Raw genomic sequence first — 13592 nt, 5'->3', positions numbered from 1 at the left:
TCGACACGGGCGTGATCGCCGTCGAAGGGCGTCCCCGATGTGGTTGAGAATGCTCGCCGCCGCATGCGCAATGTCCGTTCTGCCCGTGCCCGCCGGGGCCGCCCCGGCGGGCCCGGAGCCCGCCTGGTGTGCCGATCCGGGGCCCCTGGCGGCCGACCGTCTCCCGGGACGGGTCGATCTGCGCGACTGCGACCTGCGCGGACGGCTGATCCGGAGCGTCTGGGGCACGCTGGCCCGCGTCCCGCACGGCGCCGCCTCGGTCTCGGCCCATCTGCTCCGCACCGACGGCGCCGCCCAGCTCACGCTCGCCCTTGATCCGCGCAGGCAGATCCTCGCCATCACCGACCGCTTCTTCCAGCCGGGACCTGACCGCGACGAAGAGCAGGGCGGATCCCGGAACGCCTGCCACGACGACACGTGGTCCCTGGGCCCGGCCGCCTGGCCCCGGGGAGCGGTCATCAACTGGAAGTTCTACGCACCCGGCACGGAGCGAAGGCTCCGCAAGGGCCGGGGCGCCGCGCTGGTGAACGCGGTGAGAAGGGCCGCCTCGGCCTCCACCGACTGCACACGCGAATCCCGCTTCGCGCCGCTGCCGAACATTCACCAGCGCTATTCGGGACGCACCCAGGCCGCCCCGAACATCAGCGGCGGCTCCTGCGCGGAGCGCGACGGCGTCAACTCCTTCGGCTGGGTGAACTTCGACGACCTGGACTCGGAGGTGCTCGCCGTCTCCTGCACCTGGCAGGAGGGACACCACTCCGTCGAGGGGGACATGGCCCTCCAGGGACGCAAACCCTGGTGGACGCCGTCCGGCAAGCGCACGCGAGCGTCCTGCCCCCGAGGAGCCCACGTCATCGCCTCGGTCGCCGTCCACGAGACCCTGCACATCTTCGGCCTGGGTCATGTCGAGGGAGGCGAGCACGCCGACCTGACGATGGCGCCCTACATCCAGTCCTGCGACCAGAAGGCCGCCACGCTCGGCCGGGGCGACTACCTCGGCCTGATGGAGCTCTACGGACCCCGCTGACCGTCAGCCGCCGCCGAGCACCGGCAGCGCGCCCGCGCACACGGCCGCCCGGCGCCCCGACCGAACGGTCACCCGTCCGGCCAGCGGGCGGGTGAGCGACGCGGCCGCCGCGGGCATCAGCCGCCGCCGAGCAGCCAGTCGTCTGGCACCCGGTAGACGCGCACGGCGTCGACCTCGAAGGTGATCGGGTCGGGCGACGCGGGCGGCGGGTGGTACCGGCCGCTGTTGATCGACAGGTTCACCACCAGATGGGCATGGAAGCCCGTCCCGACGCCCCGGGTGTCGGAGTAGGTCGGCACGAGCTGCTCGCCCGCCGGGGCCACGTACCAGGTGAGGCTTCGCGGGCCCAGGCGGACGGCGACGTCCAGCCAGGCCCCGGGGCGCACGATCGGGGACGTCCAGAACTTCGCGCCGCCGCGCACGTGGTTGACGAACTCCAGCCGGTGCGGCCGGTCGGAGTGCCATTCGAAGACGTCGATCTCGTTGCGGCCGTCGCGCCAGGTCCAGATCGCGGGCCAGGCACCGACGCGCGCCGTGGGCAGCCGCAGGCGCGCCACCACGAGATCGTCGGTGCGGACCTGGAACCCGCGACCGCCCGAGCCGCAGGAGTCGCCGGTGGTGAGCAGGCCGGTCGTCCACAGGTCGCCGTCCGGCCTCGGCGCCGCCCTGATGCGCAGCTTCCCGTGCCGGTAGGTGATCGCCGACGGGTCGAGGTGGTCGAGCTTCCAGTTGGGCCGGTTGGTGACGCATCCGGGGTAGGCGCCGGTCTTCCAGCCCCAGCGGAGACCGGGCCCGATGCTCGGCCCGGTGAACTCCTCAAGGAAGACCAGTTCCTCGTCCGGGCGCATGGCTCCGGTGATCGGAGCCTGCGCGCCCAGCGTCCTGGCGGCGCCCCTCAGCAGGTCGCGCACGCTGAGGCTGGAGACCCTGGTCTGGGACCGTTCCCGTGGCGGGGGAGGCGCGTCGTTCGCGGGGTCGGCCGAGGCGTGCGGGAAGCACGCCGCCGCCACGAGCAGCGACGCGGAAGCGGCGACGACCAGGCGCGGCCTGCCGACCCGGCGTGCTCCAGTCACCCTGCCCCCTATGGGGCGAGTCCCCCCAGCACATTCGCCCCCTGACTACTCACTGTAGCCCGGTGGATGCCGAACGGTCGGATGACGGTCAATACGCACACCCGTGTCGTCCAACCTTCGCGCGCCGGATCGTGGTCAGCGCTTGGCGGAGGGGAAGGACATCTTGATGATCTTGCTCCAAGTGCTGGTGACCTGGCGCGAGAGCCGTCCGCTGTTGTAGGGCAGGTCGTACTTCTCACAGAGCTCGCGTACCCGGGGAGCGATCTGGGCGTAGCGATTGCTGGGCAGGTCGGGGAAGAGGTGGTGCTCGATCTGGTGGCTGAGGTTGCCGGTCATCAGATGGAACAGCCGTCCGCCCTTGATGTTGGCGGAGCCGAGCAGCTGGCGGACGTACCACTGGCCCTTGCTCTCCCCTTCGAGGCGCTCCTCGGGAAAGACCTCGACGTCCTCGGGGAAGTGACCGCAGAAGATGATCGTGTGCGCCCACACGTTGCGGACGGTGTTGGCGGTCAGGTTGGCCAGCAGCGTCGGGACGAACTGCCGGCCGGTCAGCAGCGGGAACCCGATGTAGTCCTTGGCCCACTGGCGCCTGATCTTGCGCCCGATCTCCTTGACCTGGAGGTCGACCTCCTCCTTGGTCTTCTCGCCGCTCTCGATCTGCTCCACGGCCAGGTCGTGCAGCGCGATGCCGTACTCGTACAGCAGCGCGAGCAGCAGGTTGTAGAACGGCTGCGCCAGGTAGGCCGGGTGCCACTCCTGCTCGGGCGTGACCCGCAGCAGGCCGAAGCCGACGTCGCGGTCCTTGCCGAGGATGTTGGTGTAGGTGTGGTGGACGACGTTGTGCGAGTGCTTCCACTGGCCGGACGGGCAGACCGTGTCCCACTCCCAGGTCGTGGAATGGATCTTGGGGTCGTGCATCCAGTCCCACTGGCCGTGCATGACGTTGTGCCCGATCTCCATGTTCTCCAGGATCTTGGCGACCGAGAGGGTCGCGGTCCCGGCGATCCAGGCCGGACGGCGCGAGGACGCCATCAGCATCAGGCGCCCGGCGACCTCCAAGGTGCGCTGGAGGGCGATGATCCGGCGGATGTAGGCGGCGTCCCGCTCGCCGAGGTCGGCGGTCACGTCCGCGCGGAGCAGGTCGAGCTCGCGGCCGATCGCCTCGTAGTCGTGCTTGTTCATGCCGCTCTCCCGTTCCGGGGCCGGTGCGGGGCCGACGGTACGGGCCGGGCACCGCCGGTCGCTTCACAAGAAACGCGCCATCTCGACAGTGGTTTCGAACCTCGATGACAAGAAGCGGCCGGACCTGGGAGAACCGCTGAGACATCGACGGGTTCCGGTACCCAAAGTGCGCGATATATGAGCCGATGCGGCTCGCTCGGGGGACTTACCGTCATCGCCAGGCTCTTCCGGAGGCAGGTGTGCCATATGGCCATGGCGGAACACATCAAGGATCGCGAGACCACGGCGGCTCGCCTGCTGCGTTCTTCCGAGCGCACGTCGTTCGACCCGATCACCGAGATCGACTGGGACACGCCGTTCGACCCGTCCATGCCCTACCTGCCGTTCGAACGGGTGTCGCTGTACGGGACGCCGGTGTGGGAGCGGCTGACCGAGGCGCAGCGCGTCGAGCTCTCCAAGCACGAGCTGGCCAGCGCCACGGCCGTGGGCATCTGGCTCGAAATGACGCTGATGCACATGTTCATGCGCGTGCTCTACGACCTGGACCCCCGCGCCGCGCACGCCCAGTTCGCGCTCACCGAGGTCGGCGACGAGACCCGCCACTCGGTGATGTTCGGCAGGCTCCTGTCGGCGCTGGGGACGCCCGACTACGGCGTCCCGCCGCTGGCCCGCACGTTCACGCGCCTGTTCAAGGCGATCGGGAGCGGTCCATCGATGTGGGCGACCTTCCTGGTCGGTGAGGAGATCTTCGACCGGCTGCAGCGCGCCACGATGGCCGACGAGGGCGTCCAGCCGATGGTGCGCGCGATCAGCCGCGTCCATGTCATCGAGGAGGCCCGCCACGTCCGGTACGCCCGCGAGGAGATCGTGCGCAGCATGGCCGGGATGCGCCGGACGGCACTCGCGCGCCACCGCCTGGTCGCCGGGGTCACCGGCACCGCGGTCATGGAGTTCCTGATCGACCCCGAGGTCTACCGCTGCGTCGGGCTGACCCCCGAGGCCGGACGGGCCATCGCCCTGGCCAACCCCCACTTCCTGGAGACGCGCCATTGGCTCGGCGAGAAGATCATGCCGTTCCTCACCGACCTCGGCCTGGTCGCGGGCCCCGCAACCCGCCTCTGGCGCCACGCCGGCCTCATCCCCTGACCCCACCCGCCGGGGGCGCCACCACCGGCCCCAGCTCCGCGCGCGATTGCGTTGATGAACCGGTGAAGCGAGCCGAAGGCGAGCTTCACCGGTGAGATCGCGAAGCGATGCAGCAATCGCACAAACGCGGTCAACGGAGCGAGCCGCCAGGCGAGCGCAGTTGGGCCGGGATTGAGAAAGCAGGGCCGGAATGGTCAGGCGTGCCAAGGTCGGACGGCCGAGGGATCCGGAGCGGGGACGGGCGGTGCTCGCGGCGACGCTGCGGCTGCTGGCAGAGTCGGGGTACCACGCGCTGCGGGTGGACGCGGTGGCCGAGGGGGCCGGGGTCGCCAAGACCACGATCTACCGGCGGTGGCCCAGCAAGCAGGAGATGGTCATGGACGCGCTGTCCATGCGGCTGGGCGAGACGCGGCTCCAGGACACCGACGACCCCGTCGCCGACCTGCGGCGGCTGACGGCGGTCGTGTACGGGCAGCTCGCCGAGGACGGCGCCGACCGGACGTTCCCGCTGCTGCTGGCCGAGCTGCTCCAGTTCGACGAGCTGGCCACGGTGTACCGGGCCAGGTTCGTCGAGCCCGCCAGGAGCCGGGCGCGCTACCTGATCCGCCGGGCCGTGGACCGGGGGCAGATCCGCGCGGAGATCGACCCCGAGGTGCTGATGGACGCCGTGATCAGCCCGGTGCTCTACCGGCCGCTGGCGATCGGTGGCACGGCCGGGCCGGAGTTCGGCCTGGCCGTGCTCGACCTGGTCATGACGGGGGCGCGTCCGCGAGCTTGAACACCAGCTCGGTCTCCCAGCGGGCGGGGTCGGGCTCCTCGGCGGGGTTGGTCTTGTAGACCTCCATCCGGCAGGCCCAGCGTCCGGTGTCGTCGGCGTCCCACGACAGACCGGACTTCTCGGCCCATTCGAGCAGCTCGGCCGTCCGGCCGACCAGCTCGTCCGGGTGCCCGACGTGGGTGAGGCTCGCGTAGCGTCCGGCGGGCAGGGACGCCACCCGGACCTGGTCGTCGCCCTCGGCCGGTCCCCCGATCGGGAGGCCCGCCTCGACCTCCAGGACGCCGTCCATCGCGATCAGGTCGTACTTGAGGAAGGGCGCGCCCGCCATCGGGATCCCCCGGGACAGGACCCACCCGACCAGTTCGGGGATACGGTCGGCGATCTCCGCGATGGTCGCCATCGTGACCTTGCGATGCATCGAGGCGTACGCCTGCGCGGGGCGCTCCTCGATCCGTGGTTGTGAGCTCATACAGGGATGGACCGTGTGCGGAGGCGAAACTCATCGGGGCGGGTGGGGAAATGTGGACGCGAGTGACCCGGGTGGGAGAACGTGATCACATGGCAACGCGCAGCGGGCTCTTCAGCCCCGAACTTCAGGAATACGTGGTCGCCCACAGCACCGGGCCCGATGAGCTGTTGAAGGAGCTGGCCGCCGAGACGGCCGAGCGGACCGGGTCCAACGCGACCATGCAGATATCGGCCGAGCAGGGCCCGTTCATGACGCTGCTGGCGCGCATGACCGGCGCCACGCGGGCCGTGGAGATCGGGACGTTCACCGGCTACTCGTCCATCTGCATCACGCGCGGCATGGGCGCGAAGGGCCGCCTCCTGTGCTGCGACGTCAGCGAGGAGTGGACGTCGATCGCGCGCCGCTACTGGGAGAAGGCCGGGCTGGCCGACCAGATCGAGCTGCGGCTCGGGGCGGCGCTGGACACGCTGACCGCGCTGCCGGACGGCACCGAGTTCGACCTGGCCTTCATCGACGCCGACAAGGGGTCCTACAGCGCCTACTGGGACGCCCTGGTGCCCCGGGTGCGTCCGGGCGGGGTGATCTCGGTCGACAACACGCTCTGGTCGTTCAAGGTCGCCGACCGGGACGCGCGGGACGAGGACGACGAGAACCTGAAGGCCGTCCGGGAGTTCAACGACCACGCCGCCGCGGACGACCGCGTCGAGCTGGTCATCCTGCCGATCGGGGACGGGGTGACGCTCGCCGTCAAGAAGTGAGCCGGCCGGGACGGCGCCGCGATCCGGCGGTGCCGTCCCTCCTTCGGTCTTGACCTCAACATTCGTTGAGGTCTCATGCTGATGCCGAGCCCGGTCATCGGGGCCAGTCACCTGACGGATGCCCCGCCCGGGCGCGCTTCCTAGCGTTCTCGGTAACCGCTCGAACCGAAGGAGAGCCACAGTGAACGACCATCCGCTCCGCGTCGCGATCATCGTCGGCAGCACCCGAGAAGGACGCTTCGGGCCGGTGGTGGCCGATTGGTTCACCGGCCAGGCCAAGGGCCACGCGGGCGTCGACATCGACGTCATCGACCTGGCCGAGACCGACCTCCCCTACGTCCTGGGGCACGGCACCGACGACCTGGACTCGGTCAGGGCCCGCCTGAGCGAGGCCGACGCCTTCGTCGTCATCACCCCGGAGTACAACCACAGTTACCCGGCGTCCCTGAAGAACGTCATCGACCACCACTTCTTCGAGTGGCGCGCCAAGCCGGTCGCGTTCGTCTCCTACGGGGGCCTCTCCGGCGGGCTGCGCGCCGTGGAGCACCTGCGCGCGGTCTTCGCCGAGCTCCACGCGGTCAGCATCCGCGACACCGTGAGCTTCCACGGCGCCGGCGACGCCTTCCACGAGAACGGCGACCCCAAGGAGCCCGACGGCTGCAACGCCGCCGCCGCGTCCCTGCTCGACCAGCTCACCTGGTGGGCCCGCGCGCTGCGCGAGGCACGCACCAAGATCCCCTACGCCGCCTGACCGACCCGCACCGGAGGTTCCGAGCAAATGTCCACCGCGACTTCCACGCCCGCCCCGGGCGCGGCCACCGGCCCGGGCGACGGCCCCAACCCCATGACCATCGCGCTCGTCCTGGTCTTGGGCGCGATCATGGTCGTGCTCGACCAGACCGTCGTGAACGTGGCGATCAACCGGTTGTCGCAGGACTTCGACGCCCCGCTGTCCACCCTCCAGTGGGTGGTCACCGGGTACTCGCTCGCCCTCGGCGCGGTCATCCCCAGTTCCGCCTGGGCCACCGGGCGCTTCGGCGCCAAGCGGCTCTACATGATCGCGATTGGGCTGTTCTCGGCCGGGTCCGTGCTGGCCGGGGCGGCCTGGAACATCGAGTCGCTCATCGCGTTCCGCGTGGTCCAGGGGCTGGGCGGCGGGCTCGTCCTGCCCCTGGGCATGACCATCCTGATCCGCGCGGCCAGCCCCGACCGGCTGGGACGCCTGATGGCCACGCTCGGGCTGGCCGTCCTGATCGGCCCGCTGATCGGCCCCGTCGTCGGCGGCTACCTCATCGACGCCGTGTCGTGGCGCTGGATGTTCTTCATCAACGTCCCCATCGGCGCGGCGGTGCTCGCGCTGGCGTCCCGGGTCTTCCCGCCGGACGTGCCCGAACCGCGCCGCAGGCTGGACGTCCCCGGTCTGCTGATGCTCTCGCCCGGTCTGGCCGCGCTGATCTACGGCGTGACCACCGGCGGCGAGCGGGGCGACTTCGGGGACCCGGGCGTCCTGCTGCCGCTCCTGGCGGGCGTCGCGCTGGTCGTCGCCTTCGTCGGACGCGGGCTGACCGCGTCCGACCCCCTGATCGACCTGCGGCTGTTCCGCGACCGGACGTTCACCACCGCCACCGTGACCCTGGTGCTGTTCGCCTGCGGCTACTTCGGCTCGTCCATCCTGCTGCCGCTGTACTTCCAGGTGGTGCGGGGCGAGAGCGCGACCATGTCGGGCCTGCTGTTCGTCCCGATGGCCTTGGCCTCGGGCACCGCGATGCAGGTCGCGGGCCGGATCATCGACAAGGTGCCGGCCGGACGCTTGGTGCCCTTCGCGGTCGCGCTGTCGTTCACCGGCGTCACCGCGTTCGCCGTCCAGCTCTCGGCCGGCGCGTCCTACTGGGGCCTGACCGCCGCCCTCGTGCTGATGGGGGCGGGCGGCGGCATGACGATGATGCCGACGATGACCACCGCCACCCGCGGCCTGTCGCGCGAGCAGGGCGCCGCGGCCAGCACGACGGTCAACCTCATCAACACCACGGTCGCGGCGATCGGGATGGCGGTCGCCTCGGTGCTCCTGACGTCGGCGATGGCGAGCCGCTCCCCGGCCGCCGCGGACGGGCTCCAGGGGCTGCACAAGATCACCGACCAGGCCCGGAGCGCCGCCGCGCCCGAGCTGGCCGACGCCTTCCAGCACACCTATCTCTACGCGATCGCCCTCATGGGCCTGGCCCTGATCCCCACCCTGTTCCTCCCGCGCCGCAAGGCGAAGAAGACCACGGAGGGCTAGCGGCCCCCGAGTGGAAGGCTCCGCGGCGCGAGCGCGGCGCCCGCGGAGCCTTCCCCGACGCCGCACGTCGCCTGGAGGAAGAAGGGCGGGACGGCCTTGTCGATCGGGTGCGGCCGCGGGTTCCCCGACCCGTCGAGCGTGTTGTACTTCATCAGGTTGATCGCGTACGAGAGCTGGCGCTTCCCGTCGCTCCGGGTCGCCGAGAGGGTCCCGGCACCCCACACCGCGCCGTCATGGCCCCAGAACGTCCCGCAGGGAAGCCGCATCGGATAGATCCCCAGGCCGTAGGGGCTCCCCGGCCCGGTGGTGCCGGCGCGGACCGGGACCGTCCGCTGCATCCGCGCCACCATCCCCCGGCTGACGATCTTGCCGCCGAGCAGCTGCCGGTAGAAGCGGTTGAGGTCGTCCATGGTCGACAGCAGCGACCCGGCGGTGCCCGCCCAGGACATGTTGTAGACGCTGTAGTCGCGCGGCGGGTCGATCAGCCCGTACAGGGCCTCGTACATCCGCGAGTGCGGGGCGCGGATCGCCTCGCCCGCCGGGAACGCGGTGTTCCTGAGCCCGGCGCGGCGGATCACGTTCCGGGTGATGTAGGCCTCGGCCCTGGTGCCGGTGACCTTCTCGATGAGCTGCCCGAGGACCACGTAGTTGGTGTTGGAGTACGACCCCGGCGTGCTCCCCGGCTCGCCCGTGGCGGGCGCCTTCAGCCCGAGCCCGATCAGCTCGGCCGGACGGAAGGCCCGGTGCCGGTTGTCGTCCAGGCTCTTGGGCGAGTTCTGCTGGAACGAGGGGAACGCGGACATGACGTAGTCGCCGATCCCGCTGGTGTGGTTGAGCAGCATCCGGACGGTGATCCGGCGCCCCCGCGGACCGGGCACGAGTCGGGGCAGGTGCTTGCCGATCGGGTCGTCCAGCCGGATCCGTCCCTTCTCGACCTGCTGGAGGACGGCCGCCGCGACGAACGACTTGGTGACGCTGCCGACCCGGTGCCGCATCTCGGGGCGGACGGGGCGTCCCGTCCGGGTGTCGGCCACGCCCGACGCCCCCCGCCAGGTCGCCCTCCCGTCGCGGACCGAGGCGAAGACGCCCGGCATCCCGGCCTTGTGGATCCCGTCCAGCCCCGCCTGAAGCCGGGCCGGGTCCAGTCCGCCCTCACGCCCGTCGGCGACCCCCGGGACGGCCGTCACCACGACCATCCCGGCCCCCGCTGCCAAGGCGAGCAAACTCCGCTTCATCACGACGGTCTCCTTCGGATACTGATCAATTGGGTCGCCCCGACTCTGCAATCAGCACCCCCTGCTGGGCCTCCTCCGGCCGAAGGAGATCGCGTCATCACTTCCCCTGGGGTATTCAGCGGTAGACCAGTCCGGAAAGCCGCAGGGCCAGCCGCCGCCGGAAGGGAGGCAGCGCGCCCAGCCCACGCAGGGCCAGGTTCCGCACCCGCCGCGCGCGCCGGTCGACGGTCGCGAGCCGGGTCAGCCGGTCGGCGAGACCGACCACCTGCTCGGCCACCGGACGGCGTCCCGCTGCGTACTCGTCCAGGAGATCCTCCGATCCGCCGTCCAGCACCCTGGCCAGCGCGCCGCCGAGCTCCACCGCGTCGGCGATCCCGGTGTTCATGCCCTGGCCCCCGGCCGGGCTGTGCACGTGCGCCGCGTCCCCCGCCAGCAGAACCCGCCCGCTCCGGTACGCGTCGGCGATCCGGTGGTGGACGCGGAACCGCGACCCCCAGAGCACCTCACCGACGACCGCCCGCCGCTTGTCGGGCCCCCGCTCGTCCAGCAGCCGCTGGACGAACTCGGCCGACGGCACCTTGGGCGCGTCGGCGACGGTGGCCACGATGCGGTGCACACCGTCCGGCAGCGGCGCCACCACGACCAGCCCTTCGGGCGAGAAGTAGAGGATCACCTCGTCGTCCGGCACCCCGCCCGAGACGCGGACGTCGGCCAGCACGAACGACTCGGCGTACTCGCCACCGCTGAACCCGATGCCCGCGGCCTCCCGCACGGTGCTGTGCATCCCGTCGGCCCCCACGAGATACCGCGCCCTGACCACTTCCCCGTTGGAGAAGGTGGCGGTGACCCCGTCCGGACCCTCGACGAGCCCGGTCAGCGAGCAGGGCCGCAGCACCGTGCCCCCCAAAGCGACCAGCCGCTCCAGCAGAACCCGCTCGGTCTCGGCCTGCGAGACCATCAGCGTGTAGGGGTAGGCGGTATCGAGGCCCCCGAATGGAACCGGCACCAGCACCCGATCCCGATCGCGGATGGTGAACCGTCCCGCGTGGATCCCGATGGCGGCCAGCCGGTCGGAGATCCCGCCGAGCGGCTGGAGCAGCTCCAGCGTCCGGGCGTGGACGACGGCGGCCCGCGAGGTGTTGTCGCCCTCCGCCTGGGCGTCCACGACGGTCACCTCGTGTCCTTGGACGGCGAGCGCGACGGCCACGGTGAGCCCGGTCGGCCCGGCTCCGACGACGAGCACCTCGGTCGTGGTGGGAAGCATGTCGACCTCCAAGTCAACGATTGTTTGCCAACGTCTGTTGACCACAGTGAACACGCCACCCGAACACATGTCAACACTTGTAGGCAAACACGTGTTGGCATACGCTCGCCCCCATGAGGCGATCATCGGAGGACACCAAGGCGGCCATCCTGACGGCGGCCCGCAAGCGCTTCGCCGACGACGGCTACGAGCGCGCCACGATCAGGGCCGTGGCCTCGGACGCGGGCATCGACCCCTCCATGGTCATGCGCTACTTCGGCAACAAGCAGGGCCTGTTCGCCAGCGCGGTCGAGTTCGACCTGCGCCTCCCCGACCTCAGGGACACCCCGCGCGACGAGCTGGGCCGGGCCCTGGCCGCCCACCTGGTGGACCGCTGGTCCGAGACCGACATCCTGCGCGTCCTCCTGCGCTCGGCCGTCACCAACCCCGACGCCGCCGAACGCATGCGCACGATCTTCGCCGACCAGCTGGGCACGCTGGTGGCCCGCCTGGACACCGACCCCGCCGAGGCGGCCCAGCGCGCCGGCCTCCTGGCCACCCAGGCCCTGGGCTTCGAACTGTGCCGCCACATCCTGGAACTCCCCCCCGTGGTCGACCTCACCAGAGAGGAAGCCATCGACTGGCTGGCCCCCACCATGCAGCACTACCTGACCGGCCCAAGAACCTAAGAAAGACCGCCCGCCCCAAACCAAAGGGACAGGCGGCCGGCATACCCACAAACCTCACAGCTCCTTGAGATAGCCCCCGTCCACGGCGAACTCAGCACCGGTAGTGGCCGCGGACAGCGGCGAGGCCAGCAGCGCGACCGCGGCGGCGATCTCCCCGGGCTCGACCAGACGCCCGGTGGTGAGCTGCATCATCTTGGCCGCCTCGCCCCCGAGCACACCTTCCCGGTCAGACCCGGTCGCGGACGCCAGAACGTCGGCGGCGCCGCCGTCCTTCGTCCACCAGTCGGTGAGCACGGGACCCGGCAGGACGGTGTTGACCCGCACACCCTGCGGCCCGTACTCCTCCGACAGCCCCTTGGCGAGGTTGTTCATCGCCGCCTTGGCCGAGTTGTAGTCGTAGTTCATGGGCCCGGGCCGCCGGGCGTTCCCCGACGAGATGTTGACAATGGACGCCGCGTCGCTCTTGAGCAGGTGCGGCAGAGCCTCCCGCACCATCCGGACAACAGCGAACAGGTTGAACTCGTACATGTCACGCCAGTCGGCGTCGCTCGCCGCCAGGAACGAGAAACGAGGAAGGGTCGTACCAGGAGGCGGCCCCCCGGCATTGTTCACCAGGACGTCAATGCCCCCGAACACCTCGACCGCCCGCGCCACGACCAGCCCGGGCGCCGCCGGATCCATCAGGTCCGCCGCCACGTGCAGCACGTCCTCGCGGTCGAACTCCGGAGCGGCCGACCGCGAGACGGCCACCACCCGGGCCCCCTCTTCCAGCAGCGTCCGGGTGACGGCGAGCCCGATCCCCTTGGACGCTCCCGTGACAACGGCGACGCGCCCGGAAAGCCTCAGGTCCATGATCGTCCTCTCGTAGAGATCCAGATACATGCCCCTGAACCCCACCCCGGCGCCCCCGGTTGCACTCAGTCGGAGGGAATCCGTCCGCGAATGTCCTGGAGCATGTTCCGCATCGCCGCGCGGAAGATCTCGGCCTGGTGTTCACCGAGGAAATCGGTGTGCCCGAACACCTCCAGAACCACGAGGCCGTGCATGTGCCCCCACGCACTCATGAAAAGAGCGATCGCGGGCGGCGGCAGGCTGCCCAGACCACCCGGGGGCAACTGCTCTGCGAGCTCCAGGAGCGCGGAGGACAACTCGGGGACGTCGGCCCGGGCGAGCTGGTCCTCGGTGTACCCGCCGAACAGCACCCGCTCGAAGATGGCGCCCATCCGGCGGACGGCCTGCGTGGTCGGCCCCTCGGCGGGCGCCGCGTAATGCCGTAGCGGCGCCCCGTAAAGGAGCTGGAAGCGCTCGGGGTTGGCCATGCCCCATCTCCGGTAGCTCTCGGCCGCGGCCAGGAGACCCGAAGTGCCCGCGTCGTCCGCCGCGTCGACGGCGACCTGGACGGCATCGGCCAGCTCGTCGTAGGCCTTGGTGATGAGCGCGGTGACGAGGGCGTCCCGGTTCGGGAAGTAGTAGTAGAGGGCCTGCACCGTCATCCCGAGGCTCCGCGCCACCGCGCGCAGCGACAGGGCATGGGGCCCCTGTTCGGTGACATGCCGCTCGGCCGCGTCCAGGATCTCCTGGGCCGCGGCGGCCCGGCGCCTCTCCCGCAACGGCGGCAGAGCCTCCGAGCCCTCGTCTCCAGCCACTACGCGCCTCCAACCGTGCGACTACCCACTAGAAGAATCTAACACTGCCAAATCTTCTACCACCCCAC

Annotated in this window: 14 protein-coding genes; 7 read left to right on the top strand and 7 right to left on the bottom strand. The window is 70.8% G+C overall.

Going from position 1 to position 13592, the window contains the following annotated elements; all coding sequences use genetic code 11:
• Positions 1-70 precede the first annotated feature (70 nt).
• A complete protein-coding gene (locus ACQPY4_RS00530; RefSeq protein WP_433331188.1) occupies positions 71-1027 on the top strand; it encodes a matrixin family metalloprotease in 957 nt (318 codons plus the stop codon).
• Positions 1028-1143: 116 nt separating this feature from the next.
• Here the strand turns inward: ACQPY4_RS00530 and ACQPY4_RS00525 are convergent, their stop codons facing one another.
• Both ACQPY4_RS00525 and ACQPY4_RS00520 read right to left on the bottom strand, forming a co-directional pair.
• Positions 1144-2100, bottom strand: a complete 957-nt coding sequence (locus ACQPY4_RS00525) for a glycoside hydrolase family 16 protein (RefSeq protein ID WP_433331186.1) — start codon at positions 2098-2100, stop codon at positions 1144-1146.
• 135 nt (positions 2101-2235) lie between these two features.
• Positions 2236-3282, bottom strand: a complete 1047-nt coding sequence (locus tag ACQPY4_RS00520) for a fatty acid desaturase family protein (protein WP_433331184.1) — start codon at positions 3280-3282, stop codon at positions 2236-2238.
• Between the two features lie 252 nt (positions 3283-3534).
• Between ACQPY4_RS00520 and ACQPY4_RS00515 the strand changes: the two genes are divergently transcribed.
• Together ACQPY4_RS00515 and ACQPY4_RS00510 are read left to right on the top strand one after the other, a co-directional pair.
• On the top strand, positions 3535-4428 hold the full coding sequence (locus tag ACQPY4_RS00515) for an AurF N-oxygenase family protein (protein WP_433331182.1): 894 nt from the start codon (positions 3535-3537) through the stop codon (positions 4426-4428).
• A 190-nt stretch (positions 4429-4618) separates the two neighbouring features.
• The gene (locus tag ACQPY4_RS00510; RefSeq protein ID WP_433331180.1) at positions 4619-5206 is read left to right on the top strand and encodes a TetR/AcrR family transcriptional regulator; all 588 of its coding nucleotides are present in this window, start codon (positions 4619-4621) and stop codon (positions 5204-5206) included.
• On the opposite strand, the gene ACQPY4_RS00505 is transcribed toward ACQPY4_RS00510, so the two are convergent.
• Positions 5178-5675 carry a GyrI-like domain-containing protein gene (locus ACQPY4_RS00505; RefSeq protein WP_433331178.1) on the bottom strand — a complete coding sequence of 166 codons (498 nt, stop codon included), beginning with the start codon at positions 5673-5675 and terminating at the stop codon, positions 5178-5180. The genes ACQPY4_RS00510 and ACQPY4_RS00505 overlap by 29 nt on opposite strands.
• An 89-nt stretch (positions 5676-5764) precedes the next feature.
• Between ACQPY4_RS00505 and ACQPY4_RS00500 the strand changes: the two genes are divergently transcribed.
• The 3 genes from ACQPY4_RS00500 to ACQPY4_RS00490 all read left to right on the top strand — a co-directional run bounded on the left by ACQPY4_RS00500 (position 5765) and on the right by ACQPY4_RS00490 (position 8711).
• Complete coding sequence (locus ACQPY4_RS00500) at positions 5765-6433, top strand: O-methyltransferase (RefSeq protein ID WP_433331176.1); 669 nt, start codon at positions 5765-5767, stop codon at positions 6431-6433.
• Between the two features lie 181 nt (positions 6434-6614).
• Positions 6615-7184 carry an NADPH-dependent FMN reductase gene (locus ACQPY4_RS00495; RefSeq protein ID WP_433331174.1) on the top strand — a complete coding sequence of 190 codons (570 nt, stop codon included), beginning with the start codon at positions 6615-6617 and terminating at the stop codon, positions 7182-7184.
• Between the two features lie 27 nt (positions 7185-7211).
• A complete protein-coding gene (locus tag ACQPY4_RS00490) occupies positions 7212-8711 on the top strand; it encodes a DHA2 family efflux MFS transporter permease subunit (RefSeq protein ID WP_433331172.1) in 1500 nt (499 codons plus the stop codon).
• On the opposite strand, the gene ACQPY4_RS00485 is transcribed toward ACQPY4_RS00490, so the two are convergent.
• The gene (locus ACQPY4_RS00485) at positions 8708-9946 is read right to left on the bottom strand and encodes a serine hydrolase domain-containing protein (protein ID WP_433331170.1); all 1239 of its coding nucleotides are present in this window, start codon (positions 9944-9946) and stop codon (positions 8708-8710) included. The two genes, ACQPY4_RS00490 and ACQPY4_RS00485, sit on opposite strands and share 4 nt — an antisense overlap.
• A gap of 115 nt (positions 9947-10061) precedes the next feature.
• A complete protein-coding gene (locus tag ACQPY4_RS00480) occupies positions 10062-11210 on the bottom strand; it encodes an FAD-dependent oxidoreductase (protein WP_433331168.1) in 1149 nt (382 codons plus the stop codon).
• 113 nt (positions 11211-11323) lie between these two features.
• Here ACQPY4_RS00480 and ACQPY4_RS00475 point away from each other — a divergent pair, with 113 nt between their 5' ends.
• Positions 11324-11878: a TetR family transcriptional regulator gene (locus ACQPY4_RS00475; protein WP_433331166.1), complete on the top strand. Its 555-nt coding sequence runs from the start codon at positions 11324-11326 to the stop codon at positions 11876-11878.
• 54 nt (positions 11879-11932) lie between these two features.
• Here the strand turns inward: ACQPY4_RS00475 and ACQPY4_RS00470 are convergent, their stop codons facing one another.
• Positions 11933-12760, bottom strand: a complete 828-nt coding sequence (locus ACQPY4_RS00470; RefSeq protein ID WP_433331164.1) for an SDR family NAD(P)-dependent oxidoreductase — start codon at positions 12758-12760, stop codon at positions 11933-11935.
• 35 nt (positions 12761-12795) lie between these two features.
• The gene (locus ACQPY4_RS00465) at positions 12796-13524 is read right to left on the bottom strand and encodes a TetR/AcrR family transcriptional regulator (RefSeq protein WP_433331162.1); all 729 of its coding nucleotides are present in this window, start codon (positions 13522-13524) and stop codon (positions 12796-12798) included.
• Positions 13525-13592 lie beyond the last annotated feature (68 nt).

This window comes from Spirillospora sp. CA-294931 (genome assembly GCF_050946795.1).
Taxonomy (GTDB): domain Bacteria; phylum Actinomycetota; class Actinomycetes; order Streptosporangiales; family Streptosporangiaceae; genus Spirillospora.
Note: the sequence above shows the minus strand (reverse complement) of the source record. Positions and strands in the feature narration are given on the sequence as shown.